At 70.2% G+C, this 14675-nt stretch carries 12 protein-coding genes; all 12 read right to left on the reverse strand.

Annotated features, from left to right (window positions below):
- Nucleotides 1–63: 63 nt before the first annotated feature.
- Nucleotides 64–327, reverse strand: a complete 264-nt coding sequence (locus tag BLQ39_RS04370; RefSeq protein WP_092322027.1) for a phosphoribosyl-ATP diphosphatase — start codon at nt 325–327, stop codon at nt 64–66.
- Between the two features lie 12 nt (nt 328–339).
- Nucleotides 340–1008 (reverse strand): ribulose-phosphate 3-epimerase, encoded by a 669-nt coding sequence (gene rpe, locus BLQ39_RS04375; RefSeq protein ID WP_092322028.1) that lies wholly within the window; start codon nt 1006–1008, stop codon nt 340–342.
- A 135-nt stretch (nt 1009–1143) separates the two neighbouring features.
- Entirely contained in the window at nt 1144–2556 is a 1413-nt protein-coding gene (locus BLQ39_RS04380; RefSeq protein ID WP_092322030.1) for an RsmB/NOP family class I SAM-dependent RNA methyltransferase, read from the reverse strand.
- Nucleotides 2553–3470: a methionyl-tRNA formyltransferase gene (gene fmt / locus BLQ39_RS04385; protein ID WP_092322031.1), complete on the reverse strand. Its 918-nt coding sequence runs from the start codon at nt 3468–3470 to the stop codon at nt 2553–2555. The genes BLQ39_RS04380 and fmt overlap by 4 nt, the downstream gene beginning before the upstream one ends.
- Nucleotides 3471–5510, reverse strand: coding sequence for a primosomal protein N' family DNA-binding protein (locus BLQ39_RS04390; RefSeq protein WP_092322033.1), 2040 nt, complete (start codon nt 5508–5510; stop codon nt 3471–3473).
- 41 nt (nt 5511–5551) lie between these two features.
- Nucleotides 5552–6745 (reverse strand): methionine adenosyltransferase, encoded by a 1194-nt coding sequence (gene metK, locus BLQ39_RS04395; RefSeq protein WP_092322034.1) that lies wholly within the window; start codon nt 6743–6745, stop codon nt 5552–5554.
- 36 nt (nt 6746–6781) lie between these two features.
- Entirely contained in the window at nt 6782–8005 is a 1224-nt protein-coding gene (coaBC, locus tag BLQ39_RS04400) for a bifunctional phosphopantothenoylcysteine decarboxylase/phosphopantothenate--cysteine ligase CoaBC (RefSeq protein ID WP_092322036.1), read from the reverse strand.
- Nucleotides 8006–8032: 27 nt separating this feature from the next.
- Entirely contained in the window at nt 8033–8290 is a 258-nt protein-coding gene (gene rpoZ, locus BLQ39_RS04405; protein WP_092322037.1) for a DNA-directed RNA polymerase subunit omega, read from the reverse strand.
- Between the two features lie 87 nt (nt 8291–8377).
- The gene (gene gmk, locus BLQ39_RS04410; protein ID WP_092322038.1) at nt 8378–9298 is read right to left on the reverse strand and encodes a guanylate kinase; all 921 of its coding nucleotides are present in this window, start codon (nt 9296–9298) and stop codon (nt 8378–8380) included.
- Complete coding sequence (gene pyrF, locus BLQ39_RS04415; RefSeq protein WP_241977100.1) at nt 9291–10193, reverse strand: orotidine-5'-phosphate decarboxylase; 903 nt, start codon at nt 10191–10193, stop codon at nt 9291–9293. Before pyrF ends, gmk begins: the two co-directional genes overlap by 8 nt.
- Nucleotides 10190–13489 carry a carbamoyl-phosphate synthase large subunit gene (gene carB, locus BLQ39_RS04420; protein WP_092322039.1) on the reverse strand — a complete coding sequence of 1100 codons (3300 nt, stop codon included), beginning with the start codon at nt 13487–13489 and terminating at the stop codon, nt 10190–10192. Before carB ends, pyrF begins: the two co-directional genes overlap by 4 nt.
- Nucleotides 13489–14625, reverse strand: coding sequence for a glutamine-hydrolyzing carbamoyl-phosphate synthase small subunit (gene carA / locus BLQ39_RS04425; RefSeq protein ID WP_092322130.1), 1137 nt, complete (start codon nt 14623–14625; stop codon nt 13489–13491). Before carA ends, carB begins: the two co-directional genes overlap by 1 nt.
- Between the last annotated feature and the right edge of the window lie 50 nt (nt 14626–14675).

Here is a 14675-nt window from a genome sequence, read left to right on the forward strand (position 1 = left end):
GTGTCACTGGTGTCCGTGTCACTGGTGTCCGTGTCACTGGTGTCCGTGTCACTGGTGTCCGTGTCACAGATGTCGGTAGACGTCGGCCGGGGACAGACCCTTGGCCAGCATGAGAACCTGCAGGTGGTACAGAAGCTGCGAAATTTCTTCCGCGGTTTCATCGTCGCTCTGGTATTCGGCCGCCATCCAGACCTCGGCGGCTTCCTCGACGATCTTCTTGCCAATGGCGTGGACGCCGGCATCCAGCTCGCGCACCGTCCCGGAGCCCTCTGGCCTGGTCAGTGCCTTGTCGCTGAGCTCAGCGAAGAGGTCGTCGAAAGTCTTCACCCTTACAGGGTACTAGTGCGCGTGGGTGTGTTCGTCCGCCGCGGCCCGCAGGCGGGCGATCTGCTCGGCCGGATCCGCGGCGTTGAAGACGCTGGAGCCGGCCACGAACGTGTTGGCGCCGGCCTCGGCGGCGATCACGATGGTCTCCTCTGTGATGCCGCCGTCGACTTGCAGCCAGACGTCCAGGCCGCTGGAGCGCACGGCCTCCGCGAGCCGGCTGAGCTTGGGCATCGTCGACGCCATGAAGCTCTGGCCGCCGAAGCCGGGCTCCACGGTCATCACGAGCACCTGGTCGAATTCGGCCAAAAGCTCGAGGTAGGGCTCCACGTCCGTTCCCGGCTTCAGGGCGATCCCGGCGCGCGCGCCGATCGAGCGCAGCCGCCGGGCGAGGGCGACCGGATCGGGGCTCGCTTCGGCGTGGAAGGTCACCGAGAAGGCGCCGGCCTCCGCGTAGCCCGGAGCCCAGCGCTCGGGGTTCTCGATCATCAGGTGCACATCGAAGGGCAGCGGCGACACCTGCAGCAGACGTTCGACCACGGGCGGGCCGAAGGTCAGGTTCGGCACGAAATGGTTGTCCATGATGTCCACGTGCACGAGGTCGGCGGACGCGATGCGCCCGAGCTCCCGCTCGAGGTTGGCGAAGTCGGCGGCGAGGATGCTCGGATTGATCCGTGTCGGCATGCCTCAACCCTATCCACCCGTTCCCCCGCCCCCCCATCCCCCGCGCTCCCCCCTCGCCGAACTGTGAGTTTGGCACCTTCCCGGAGTCCGGGAAGGTGCCAAACTCACAGTTCGGCGGGGGGATGGCGAGTCGGTTCAGGCGGTGCGCTCCAGCAGGGTGATGAACATGGCGTCGGTGCCGTGCCGGTGCGGCCAGAGCTGCACGCTCGTTTCGGGCCCGGCGAGGTCGAGCGGCGAGCGACTCAGGCCCTGCACCACGGCGGCGGTGTCGAGGGCGGTCACCCTGCCGGCCCACTTCTTGAGCGCGGTCGCCACGATCCCCCGGGTCTCGGCGGTGTGCGGGGAGCAGGTGACGTAGGCGAGGATGCCGCCGGGCTTCAGTGCCCCGAGCGCAGCCTCGATCAGGCCCGACTGCAGATCGGAGAGCTCGGCGACATCCCTGGGCTGTTTGCGCCAGCGTGCCTCCGGGCGGCGGCGGAGCGCGCCGAGTCCGGTGCACGGCGCGTCGAGGAGGATGCGGTCGAAGGAATCCGGGTGCGTGTCGGCGAACGCGGTGCCGTCCTGCTCCCACACGGGCACAGCGGCCGGGACGGCCTGCAGCGCCTTCCGCACGAGGGTGGCCCGGGCCGGGACGAGTTCGTTGGCGACGAGCTCGGCGCCGGCGGCGATGGCCTCGGCGGCCAGCAGGGCCGCCTTGCCGCCGGGGCCGGCGCAGAGGTCGAGCCAGCGTTCGCCCGCCTGCACGGGCCGCGCGCGGCTGAGGGCGAGGGCGGCCAGTTGGGAGCCCTCGTCCTGCACCCGGATGCGTCCCTCGTGGTCGTTCATGATGTGCACGGGGTCTCCCCCGGCCAGCACGAATCCGGTGGGCGAGAAGGCGTCCGGAACGCCCAGCCCCGCGGTGTCCTCCGCGGTGGTGAGGCCGGGCAGCGCGACCATGTTCACCCGCGGCGGAGCGTTGTCGGCGGCCAGCAGTTCCTCGAGCTCGCTCTCGCGGCCCTCGGCCTTGAGCGATTGCCGGAAGGCACGGACCACCCAGGCCGGGTGGGAGTACTCGGCGGCGAGGCGATCATCCGCGCTCGTCGACTGGGCGAGGATGCGTTCGCGCCATTCCTCGGCGCTGGTGCGCGAGATCGTGCGCAGCACGCCGTTGCAGAAGCCGGTCGCGGCGCGGGACCCCACCTGGCGGGCCTGCTCGACGGACTCGTTGACGGCAGCGTGGGTGGCGACCCGGGTGGCGAGGAGCTGGTGGGCGCCGAGGCGGAGCACGTCCAGGATGGCGGGGTCGATGGCGCTGACCGGCCGGCCGGCGGCCTCGGAGATCACCCGGTCGTAGAACCCCTGCATGCGCAGGGTGCCGTAGGTGAGCTCGGTGGCCAGCGCCGCATCCGCCGTGTTCAGCGCGGCCCTTTTGATCCGCGTGGGCAGCAGCAGGTTGGCGTAGGCGTCGGATTCGCGCACGGCGGCGATGACCTCGTAGGCCACGCGCCTGGCCGGCTGAACGAAGCCGGACTGGGCCCGGGGCCGCTCGGGGCGATCTGCGCCGCTCATGAGGCGACCACCTCCGTCGCCGCTACGCCACGCCACCAGTCGATTGCCTTCATTGCCGTCTTTCCCGCCGGTTGCACGGTGACGAGCTCGAGCGGCTCGGTCCCCGTTCCCACCAGCACGTGCTTGTCGATGTCGCGGATCACGCCGGCCGCCTGCGGCTGGGCGCCGTAGCTGGGCGCGACCGCGAGGAGTTTCAGCCGGGCGCCGTTCACGATCGTGAACGCGCCGGGTTCCGGCGTCACCCCGCGCACGCGGTTGTACACCGAGGCGGCGGGAGCCGACCAGTCGATCTGCGCGTCCTCGAGGGTCAGTTTGGGGGCGAGGGTGACCTCGCCGTGCTGCTCGGCCGCCCGCGCCGTGCCGGCGGCGAGCTCGTTCACGACCGTGCGCAGGAGCCGGGCCCCGCTGAAGCTCAGGGACTCGAGCAGGCCCCCGGCGGTCGTGTGCCGGCCGATGGGCTCGGCGAGCGTGCGGAAGACGGGTCCGGCGTCGAGTTCGCGGACGAGCTGGAAGACGGCGGCGCCGGTCTCGTCGTCGCCGGCCATCACGGCGCGTTGCACGGGGGCGGCTCCGCGCCAGCGCGGCAGCAGGGAGAAGTGCAGGTTGATCCAGCCGAGACGGGGCACGGAGAGCAGAGGTTCCCGCACCAGGCCGCCGTAGGCCACGATCACGCCGAGGTCGGGCCGCAGGGCTGCGATCTCGGTCGTGGCCGCGTCGCCCAGCCGGTTGGCCTTGATCAGCGGGATGCCGAGCGCGGCAGCGGCAGCGGCCGTCGGCGAGGGGGTGAGCACGCGCTTCCGCCCGAGCGGGGCATCCTCCCGGGTGATCACCGCGGCGATCTCGTGCCCGGAGTCGGCCAGGGCGGTCAGGCTGGGGACGGCGACCTGCGGGGTGCCCGCGAAGACGAGTTTCATTTAGAGCAGCTCCGGGTCGTCGAATCGTACTTTGAGTGTAGGCGCCGCGCGGAAGGCGGCGCCCTTCGGACGGCGGCGCCTGGCGGCGTTGCGCACCACCTGGGCCTTGAGCGCACCGGCCACGTCGTCACCGCTGGAGTAGGCGAAGCGCACGATCGCGCGCACCAGGGGCGGCTCCGTGCCGACCGGTCCGAGCACGTCAACGCCCGGGATCTCGGCCAGTTCGGCCAGCGCCGCGTCCACATCGGCGGCGGCGCCGGTGACGGATGCCGCGCGCACCGCCGGCGGGAACCGCAGTTGCCGCCGGTCGGCCAGCTCGGAGGCCGCGAAGCCCTCCGGCTGCCAGGTGCTCATCGCCCGGGCGAGTGCCCCGCCCACCTCGGCGAGCATCACGGCGGCGCCGGGCGCGGCGAGGGCCGCGGCGTTGGACCACCAGCGCAGAGCGTCTTCACCCACCCGCAGGGACTCCCGGGCCAGCATCCGTTGCCCGTCGAGGAGCAGCACGGCCCGGTAGCCGCCTGCGGGGATCGGTTCGGCGCCCCTGGTCGCGATCACCAGGGCCGGTTCGGCGCCGAGGTGCTGGATGGGGTGGTCGCCGTCGGCGATGATGATGCGCACGCCGGGGAAGGCCCGGCCGAGCTCCTCCGCGGTCCTCCCCGCGCCGATCGTGGCGATGCGGAAGATGCGGCCCGTGCAGTGCACGCAGGTCCAGTCGGCGGCGAGTGCGCCGCACAGGCGGCAGGACGGGGTCGCGCCGACCGAGGCCAGGCCGAGCGGGCCCTGGCACCGGGTGCACCGGGCCGCTTTCTGGCAGCCCTGGCAGGCGAGCATGGGCGCGTAGCCGGGGCTGGCCACCTGCACGAGCACGGGGCCCTGCTTGAGCGCCTGACGGGCCGTGTGCCAGGCGGCGGACGGGATGCGGGCGGCCCGGGCGTACTGGTCGTCGGCGGCCTGGAATTCGGTCGGGATGACGTGGGGGTGCCGGCCCGTCGCCGGATGGACCTCGGCCAGCCAGCCCAGCTCGACGAGGCGCTGGGCCTCGACGCTGCGCGAGTGGCCGAGCAGCACGAGGGCGCAGCCGGACTGCTCCTGGCGCACGAGGGCCGCATCGCGGGAGTGCGCGTACGGGCTGAGCGGCTCGGAGTGCAGCGGGTCGCCGTCGTCCCAGAGCGCGATCAGCCCCAGGTCGGCGGCGGGCGCGTAGACGGCGGAGCGGTTGCCGAGGATGATCCGCGGCGCGGCGCCGAGGCAGGCCAGGAAGGCGCGGTACCGGTCGGGATTCGGCTGGCGGGCATCCACCCGGCTGACCGAGCCGGCCGGGGCGAGCAGGTCGAGCGCCGCCTGCACCTGGTCCTGGTCGCGGTAGTCCGGCAGGACCAGGATGGCGGTTCGGCCGGTCTCGAGGGTGGCGACGGCCAGTTCCGCCAGGGTCTGCGCCCAGTGCCCGATCGACGGGCCCGCCGGCAGGGCGACCAGACTCGGCACCGCGGCGACAGCGAGGCGGCGGCTCTCTGCGATGGCCTCCTCCAGCACGCCGGCCCCGTACTCGGAGAAGCGCGCGTCGGCCGGGCGCGACGGGACGTCCGACGGCCCGGCCGGCTCGGGGTTCGCCGGCCCGGGGTTCGCCTCGGCGGCCGGCGCCTGCGCGGCCAGCCACGCCTTCTCCACCCGCACCTGCCGGGGCGGGCAGGCCAGTCGGATGACGTCGCTCGCGTTCCCGGCGGAGCGGTCGGCGATCCGCCGGGCGAGCTTCCAGACCTCGGGCGTGAGCACCGGCACCGACGAGACGACGGCCTCGATGGGGCTGAGCTTGCCGTGGAAGTCCGCGTCGGAGCCGCCCGTGTCGGGCGCCGCCGCGTCGATGACCTCGATCAGGTACCCGTCGGCCACCCGGCCGGATGAGCGAAACGGCACCTTGACCCGCACGCCGGCCACCGCATCCGCGGCGAGCTCGGCCGGGATGCTGTAGTCGAAGAGGTGGTCAAGTTGCGGGAGTGGAGAGTCGATCAGCACCCGCGCCACGAGGCCGGTGCGTGTCACCGAATGCCCTGCGCTGCCCTGTCCGCCCTGCCCCTGACCAGTCAGAGCCGTGCTGCGCTTCTCAGGTCGTCGACGCGGTCGAGCCGCTCCCAGGTGAAGTCGGGCAGCTCCCGGCCGAAGTGGCCGTAGGTCGCCGTCTGGGCGTAGATCGGCCGGAGCAGGTCGAGCGAGGCGATGATGGCACCGGGGCGCAGGTCGAAAACCTCACGGATGGCGGCGGTGATGTCTTTGTCGGGCAAGGCGCCGGTACCGAACGTTTCCACGTACAGTCCCACCGGCGAGGCCTTGCCGATCGCGTAGGCGACCTGGATTTCCAGGCGCTCGGCCAGGCCGGCCGCGACGGCGTTCTTCGCTACCCAGCGCATGGCGTAGGCCGCCGAACGATCCACCTTGGACGGGTCCTTGCCACTGAAGGCTCCCCCGCCGTGCCGGCTCGAGCCACCGTAGGTGTCGATGATGATCTTGCGCCCGGTCAGCCCGGCGTCTCCCTGGGGGCCGCCGATTTCGAACCGGCCGGTCGGGTTGATCAGGGTGGTGAGATCGGAGGAGTCGAGTTCGACGCGGGCCAGCACGGGCCGGATGACGAGTTCCTCGACCTCGGCGCGAAGCACCTCCGTCGACACGGACGGGGAGTGCTGGGTGGAGAGCACCACGGTCTCCACCGTGCGCGGGATGATGCCGTCGTAGCCGATGGTGACCTGGGTCTTGCCGTCGGGACGCAGGTACTCGAGCTCGCCGGACTTGCGCACGGCCGCCAGCTGTTCGGCGAGGCGGTGGGCGATCCAGATCGGGATCGGCATCAGCTCGGGGGTTTCCCGGGTGGCATAGCCGAACATGATGCCCTGGTCACCGGCGCCCTGGCGGTCGTAGTCGTCGAGGCTGGACTGCTCACGGCGCTCGAAGGCCTCGTCGACGCCCTGGGCGATGTCCGGGGACTGTCCGCCGATGGAAATCTCCACACCGCAGGACCGACCGTCGAACCAGACGTCCGACGAGTCGTAGCCGATATCGGTGATGCATTTGCGCACGATCGACGGGATCTCGACGTAGGCCTCGGTCGTCACCTCGCCGGCAACGTGCACGAGTCCCGTCGTGACCAGGGTTTCGACGGCGACGCGGCTGTGCGGGTCTTCGGTCAGGAGCGCATCGAGGATGCTGTCGGAGATCTGGTCGCAGATCTTGTCCGGGTGGCCCTCGGTGACCGACTCGGAGGTGAAGAGGCGAAGATCGCTCATCGGGCCCGTCTCTGTTTCAGGAGAGCCGTGCTCTCGTCAATCGGAAGAATGGTGATCCGGCGTGCCTGCCCGGACGATCACGTCAAGAATGGAATTGGCCACCGACAATTTCGTGCCGGAAGCCTCATTCACTATATCTCCGCGCCGATCGAGCACGACGATGTCGTTACTCTCCGTGGCGATCCCCTGCGACCAGCCGACCCTGTTGAGGACAAGGTAGTCGCAGCCCTTCCGGGCGATCTTGTGCCGTCCCAGCGCGAGCAGCGCTGCCGGGTCGGCCTCGGTTTCGGCGGCGAATCCGACGATGACGGCCGGCCTGGGCGTTGCCGCGGAGAGGCCGGCGAGGATGTCGGGGTTCTTGACCAGGTCGAGCCGCAGCGTGTCGCCGGTCTCGTCCTTCTTGATCTTGTCGGTTCGGAGCTCGGCCGGCCGGTAATCGGCGACGGCGGCCGCCATGATCACGACGTCGGCCGTCCGTGCGGCGTCCTGGACCGCAGCCTGGAGCTCGAGCGCAGTGCTGACCGAGCGCAGGTCGACACCGGCGGGCGGCGGAACCTCGAGGTGGGCCGCGACGAGAGTCACGGATGCCCCGCGGGCCCAGGCCGCCTCAGCGAGGGCGACGCCCTGGCGGCCGCTGGATCGGTTGCCGAGGAAACGCACCGGGTCGAGGGGTTCCCGGGTGCCGCCGGCGCTGATCACGATGCGTCGGCCGGCGAGGTCCCGGGGGCCGAGCAGGGCCAGGCCCTCCCGCACGATGGCGTCCGGCTCGTCCATCCGCCCGGCACCGGTATCGGTGCCGGTGAGCCGGCCCACGCCGGGCCCGACGATCACGACACCGCGCTCGCGCAGGGTCTTCACATTGGCGACCGTGGCGGGGTTGTTCCACATCTCGGTGTGCATGGCCGGCGCGATCACGAGCGGCGCCGTGCTGGCCAGGATGGTGTTGCCCAGGAGGTCGTCGGCCAGGCCGGCGGCGAGCTTCGCGATGGTGTTCGCGGTGGCCGGCGCGACGACGATGAGGTCTGCCGACTGACCGATGGCAACGTGCCGCACCTCGGCGACGCCCTCGTAGAGGTCGGTGTGCACGGGGTTGCGGGAGATGGCCTCGAGCGTCGGCTTCCCGACGAATCGGAGGGCGGCCTCGGTCGCGACCACGTGCACGGAGTGCCCGGCCAACACGAAAGCGCGCACGACGTTGACGGCTTTATACGCAGCGATGCCGCCGGTTATACCGACGACGATCGTGCGAGCTGACGACATCCTGCGCGCTCGAGCGTGGCGGAGCGGTTATTCGACGATCGGACGGGAGGTGAGCTTGTCCTCGTTGATTTCGCGCAGGGCGACGGAGAGCGGCTTGTCGTCGACGGTCGAGTCGACGAGCGGTCCGACGTTGTCGAACAGGCTGCCTTCGTGCAGGTCCGCGTAGTAGTCGTTGATCTGGCGGGCACGCTTGGACGCGAAGATCACGAGGGCGTACTTGGAGTCGACCTTGGTGAGGAGGTCGTCGATGGGCGGGTCAATGATGCCTGTTAGCTTGGTGGCCATTGGGTCACACTCCTTTAGAGCTTTTCGTGCAGCGAAATGACTGCGTGCGCATCAGTTCTGACGCGAGGAAACGACGTGAGACGGGCGCTAAGAAACCGACTGCGCCCTGCGAGTCTGCATCAAGTCTACGACCTCGCGGGCCGCTTCGGCCACGTCGGTGTTCACAACGCTGTAATCGAACTCCCCCTGGGCGGCCAGTTCGAGCTTCGCGGTCTCCAGCCTGCGGGCCTGTTCGGCGGAATCCTCGGTGTCGCGCCCGATCAGCCGACGCACCAGTTCCTCCCAGGTTGGCGGGAGCAGGAAGACCAGGCGGGCCTCCGGCATGGCGCGGCGCACGGACCGGGCACCCTGGAGGTCGATCTCCAGGAGCACGCTGCGGCCGACCGCGATGGCCTCGTCGACGGGCCCGCGCGGCGTGCCGTACCGGTAAGCGTTGTGCACCTTCGCCCATTCGAGAAGGTCGCCCTCCTCCACCATCCGGTCGAATTCGGCGTCGTCGACGAAGTAGTAGCTGACGCCCTCGACTTCGCCCGGGCGCGGCTTGCGGGTCGTCGCCGACACGGACAGCAGCACCTCGGGGTAGTGCTCCCGGATGTAACCGGCCACCGTGCCCTTACCGACCGCGGTGGGACCGGCGAGCACGACGAGCCGCGAATCGGCGGCGCCGCGACGTCCGGTCGGTTTCGTGGAGAGGAAGTCCCGCAGGCGCTCGCGCTGGTGCGTGCCGAGGCCGCCGAGGCGCTTCGACGGCGAAATCTCGAGCCTGTCCATCAGGCGGCGCATCTTGGTGACTCCGATCGACGGGATGCTGACCAGCAGCTCCGTGACGCGCAGTCGGCCTTCGACTCCGGTCGGGTCCTTCACCGCGGCGGCGAGCACCTCGAGGGCGGTGCGTTCACCGGCCGCGACCTGGGACTTGACGGCCGCTCGGGCACGACGGGCCGCGACGGCGGCGCGGGATGCCGCCACTCGGTCGACTTCGGGTGGGATGGGGCGATTCTCAGCCACGGGCCGCTCCTGTTTCAGCTACTCGGCGCACGATCGCCTCGACGAGCCGGTCGGGACCGGCTCCGAGCACGCTGCGCGATTCACTCACGATAACGCCTTGAGCGTACCCGCCATACAGCGCGTTGATATTGGCGACGTCGGCGCCCTGGTGGCCGAAGCCCGGCGCGAGCACCGGGGTGAGCGCCACCAGCGGAGCGGCCGCCACGTCGATGCCGAATCCGGCGAGGTCCAGGGTCGCGCCGAGGACGACGCCGATCGAGCCGAGCGGGCCCTTCGTGGCGGCGATATTGCGCTCCTCCACCTCGTCCAGGATCGCCCGGGCGACGCTCCGGCCTGCCCGCGGCCCGTCGGCGACGATGGCACGCTGGATCAGCGCGGCCTCGGGATTTGACGTGGCCGAGAGCACGAACATGCCCTTCCCGCCCTCGGCCGCCCGGTCGATGGCGGCGTCCAGGGAGCCGACTCCCATGTAGGCGCTGACCGTGATGGCGTCGACTTCGAGTGGGGACCCGACGGCCAGCCAGGCCTGGGCGTACGCTTCGACGCTGGTGCCGAGGTCCCCCCGCTTGACGTCTGCGATGACGAGCAGGCCGGCCGCACGGGCATCCGCGAGGATGCGCTCGAGTGCCGCGAACCCCGCGGAACCGAAGCGCTCGAAGAACGCGACCTGCGGTTTGATGATCCCGACGCGGCCGGCGGCGGCCTCGACGACCGTGCGACCGAACGCCTCCACCCCGGCGGCGGAGTCGGGCAGGTCCCAGTCGGAGAGCAGCCAGGAGTGCGGGTCGATGCCCACGCAGAGCTGCCCGTGCGCGTCGAAGGCACGCCGTAGACGGTCGCCGAACGGGACCACCCCGTCGGTCACCGGCGTCGGGCTCGCCGGGGCTGGGATCACAGCGCCGCCGCCTGCAGAGCCGCCGCGCGGGTGCCGGCGTAGTCCTGCAGCGAGGTCACCTCGAAGCCGTCCCGGATCGCGTCGATCGAGCCGACCGCCGCGCTGAGTTCGGCGATCGTGGTGAACAGGGGCAGGTCGCCGGCCACGGCGGCGGCCCGGATCTCGTAGCCGTCGGCGCGGGCGGAGCGTCCGCTCGGGGTGTTGATGACGATGTCCACCTCTTCGCGCTGGATCAGCTCCACGATCGAGACGTCGTCTTCGCCCTTTTCGCTGACCTTGGACACGACGCGGGCCCGGATGCCGTTGCGCTGGAGCACCTCGGCGGTTCCCTCGGTAGCCATGATCTCGAAGCCGAGCTGCTGGAACCGCAGCATGGGCAGGATGATGGCGCGCTTGTCCCGGTCGGAGACCGACACGAACACGGTCCCGCTGAGCGGGATCCCGCCGTACGCCGCCAGCTGGCTCTTGGCGAAGGCGCGGGGGAAGTCGCGGTCGATGCCCATGACCTCGCCGGTCGAGCGCATCTCCGGGCCGAGCACGGAGTCGACGACGGTCCCGTCGTGGGTGCGGAACCGGTTGAACGGCAGCACGGCTTCCTTCACCGCGACCGGCGAGTCCATCGGCACCCGGGAACCATCGATCAGCGGCAGCTTGCCCTCGGCCTTGAGCTCGGCAATGGTCCTGCCGACCATGATCAGGGCGGCGGCCTTGGCCAGGGTGATGCCGAGCGCCTTGGCCACGAACGGCACGGTGCGGGAGGCGCGGGGGTTCGCCTCGAGCACGTAGAGCACGCCGGCTCCGATCGCGAACTGCACGTTGAGCAGGCCGCGAACGCCGATGCCCTCGGCGATGGCGAGGGTGGCCACGCGCACGCGGTCGATTTCGGCCCGGCCGAGCGTCACCGGCGGAAGGGTGCAGCTCGAGTCGCCGGAGTGGATCCCGGCCTCCTCGATGTGCTCCATCACGCCGCCGATGTACAGCTCGTGGCCGTCGTAGATGGCGTCGACGTCGATTTCGATCGCGTCGTCGAGGAACCGGTCGACGAGCAGCGGATGCGATGGGCCGATGATGCCCTGCCCCTCCATCCGGGTGAAGTAGTCGGCCAGCGAGAGGCTGTCGTAGACGATCTCCATGCCGCGTCCGCCGAGCACGTAACTCGGGCGCACGAGCACCGGGTAACCGATCTCCTCGGCGACCACGACGGCCCCGGCGTAGTCGATCGCCGTGCCGTTGCGGGGGGCGAGCAGGTTCGCGGCGGCGAGGATCCCGGAGAACAGGCCCCGCTCTTCCGCGAGGTCGATGGCATCCGGAGTGGTGCCGAGGATCGGGATGCCCTCCGCCTGGAGGCCCTTGGCCAGGCCCAGCGCGGTCTGGCCGCCGAGCTGCACGACGACCCCGACCAGTTCGCCGCTCTGGCTTTCGGCGTGGATGATCTCGAGCACGTCTTCGAGCGTCAGCGGCTCGAAGTACAGGCGGTCGGAGGTGTCGTAGTCGGTGGACACGGTCTCCGGGTTGCAGTTGATCATGATGGTCTCGTAGCCGGCCTCGGACAGCGCGAAGGAGGCGTGCACGCAGGAGTAGTCGAACTCGACTCCCTGGCCGATCCGGTTCGGCCCGGAGCCGAGGATGACGACCTTTTTGCGGTCGCTGGGCACGACCTCGGTCTCCTCGTCGTAGCTGGAGTAGTGGTACGGGGTGAGCGCGGGGAACTCGCCGGCGCAGGTGTCGACGGTCTTGAATACCGGGCGCACGCCGAGGATGTGACGCACCTTACGCACGTCGGCCTCGCCGAAGCCGCGGAGTTCGCCGATCTGGGCGTCGGAGAAGCCGTGGTCCTTGGCGGTGCGCAGGATGTCTGTGTCGAGCCGGTCCGCGGCGGCGACCTCGTCGGCGACCTCGTTGATCAGCACGATCTGGTCGATGAACCAGGGGTCGATCTTGGTGGCCTCGAAGACCTGCTCCATGCTGGCGCCCTTGCGGAGCGCCTGCTGCACCGTGACGATGCGCCCGTCGGTGGGGATCTCCGCGGCGACGAGCAGTTCCTCGAGCGTGCGGGGCTCGGGGCCCCAGTGGAACGAGGAGCCGCGCTTCTCCAGCGAGCGGAGCGCCTTCTGCAGTGCGCTGGCGTAGTTGCGGCCTATGGCCATGGCCTCGCCGACCGATTTCATGGTGGTGGTCAGGCGCTGGTCGGCGGCGGGGAACTTCTCGAACGCGAAGCGCGGAACCTTGACCACGACGTAGTCGAGCGTCGGTTCGAAACTGGCCGGGGTGACCTTCGTGATGTCGTTCGGAATCTCGTCGAGACGGTAGCCGAGGGCGAGCTTGGCCGCGATCTTCGCGATCGGGAAACCGGTCGCCTTGCTGGCCAGGGCCGAGGACCGTGACACCCGCGGGTTCATCTCGATCACGATCACGCGGCCGGTGGCCGGGTCGACCGCGAACTGGATGTTGCAGCCGCCGGTGTCGACGCCGACGGCGCGGATGATGTCGATGCTGATGTCGCGCAGGTGCTGGTACTCGCGGTCGGTCAGGGTGAGCGCCGGCGCGACGGTGATCGAGTCGCCGGTGTGCACTCCGACCGGGTCGACGTTCTCGATCGAGCAGACGACGACGGTGTTGTCGGCCGTGTCGCGCATCATTTCGAGTTCGTATTCCTTCCAGCCGAGGATGGACTCCTCCAGGAGCACCTCGCTGGTGGGGCTGTGGTGCAGGCCGTCGCCGACGTACCGGCGCAGTTCCACCTCGTCGTAGGCGAAGCCGGAGCCGAGGCCGCCCATGGTGAACGAGGGGCGAACGACGAGCGGGTAACCGAGGTCGGCGGCGAAGCCGACGGCCTCCTCGATCGTGTGGGCGATGTGTGAGCGGGCGACGTCCGCGCCGGCGTCGAGCACGAGCTGCTTGAAGACCTGGCGGTCCTCGCCCTTCTGGATCGCCTCGAAGCTCGCGCCGATCAGTTCGACGTTGTACTTCTCCAGGATGCCGCGTTCGTGCAGCTGGATGGCGGCGTTGAGGGCCGTTTGCCCGCCGAGGGTCGGGAGGATGGCATCCGGACGCTCCTTGGCGATGATCGTCTCGAGGATCTCCGGGGTGATCGGCTCGATGTAGGTGGCGTCGGCGAAGTCGGGGTCGGTCATGATCGTGGCCGGGTTGGAGTTGACCAGGATCACCCGCACGCCCTCCTCGCGGAGCACGCGGCAGGCCTGGGTGCCGGAGTAGTCGAACTCGCAGGCCTGGCCGATCACGATCGGGCCGGAGCCGATGACAAGGACGCTGTTGATGTCGTCGCGCTTGGGCATTATTTGGTTTCTCCTGCTCCGGCGGCCTTGTGGTGGGCAAGCACCACATCCCTGAACCGATCGAAAAGGTAGTTTGCATCGTGCGGGCCGGAGGCGGCCTCCGGGTGGTACTGCACCGAGAACGCGGGGATGTCCAGGCAACGGATGCCTTCGACCACGTTGTCGTTGAGGCTGTAGTGGCTCACTTCCACCCGGCCGAAGCCGGTGCGGGACTCGTGCACACCCTCGGTGGGCATGTCGACGGCGAAGCCGTGGTTCTGCGAGGTGATCTCGACCCGCCGGGTGGTTTTGTCGAGCACGGGCTGGTTGATCCCGCGGTGGCCGAAGGGCAGCTTGTAGGTTCCGAAGCCGAGGGCGCGGCCGAGCAGCTGGTTGCCGAAGCAGATACCGAAGTACGGGACGCCGGCCCGGAGCACCTCCTGCAGCAGCCGCACGTGCGCGTCCGAGGCGGCGGGGTCGCCGGGTCCGTTCGAGAAGAACAGGGCGGAGGGCTTGAGCGAGAGCACGTGCTCCGAGGTGACCGACTGCGGCAGCACGAGCACCTCGAAGCCGCGTTCGGCCAGGAAGGTGAGGGTGGAGGTCTTCACGCCGAGGTCGAGCACCGCGACCGACCCGATCCGCTCCCCCACGGCCGGGATCGAGTAGGGCTCGACCGTGGACACCTCGTCGGAGAGGTTGCGGCCGCGCATCGAAGGTGCCTGGCGCACCAGGTCGAGCTGTTCGCCGTCGGAGAGCGAGAAGTCCTCGCCGGAGAAGATGCCTGAGCGCATCGCGCCCTCAGAGCGGATGTGCCGGGTGATCGCACGCGTGTCGATGCCGCTGATGCCGACCACGCCGCCGGACTCGAGATCGTCGTCGAGGCTCCGCTGGGAGCGGAAGTTCGAGCTGACCCGGGAGGGCTCCCGCACGATGAAGCCCGACACCCAGATCTTCCGGGACTCCATGTCTTCGTCGTTGGCGCCGGTGTTGCCGATGTGCGGCGCCGTCATCAATACGATCTGACCGGCGTAGGACGGGTCGGTCAGGGTCTCCTGGTACCCCGTCATCCCGGTGGCGAACACGACCTCACCGAGGGTCCGGCCCCGGCTGCCGTAGGCGCGGCCGACGTAGCGCCGGCCGTCTTCGAGCACGAGCACCGCGGGCGCCTTCGCGGCGCGCGCCCGGTCGGCTGTTTCTGCTGGGTTGG

This window comes from Cryobacterium psychrotolerans, from assembly GCF_900101115.1.
Classification (GTDB): domain Bacteria; phylum Actinomycetota; class Actinomycetes; order Actinomycetales; family Microbacteriaceae; genus Cryobacterium; species Cryobacterium psychrotolerans.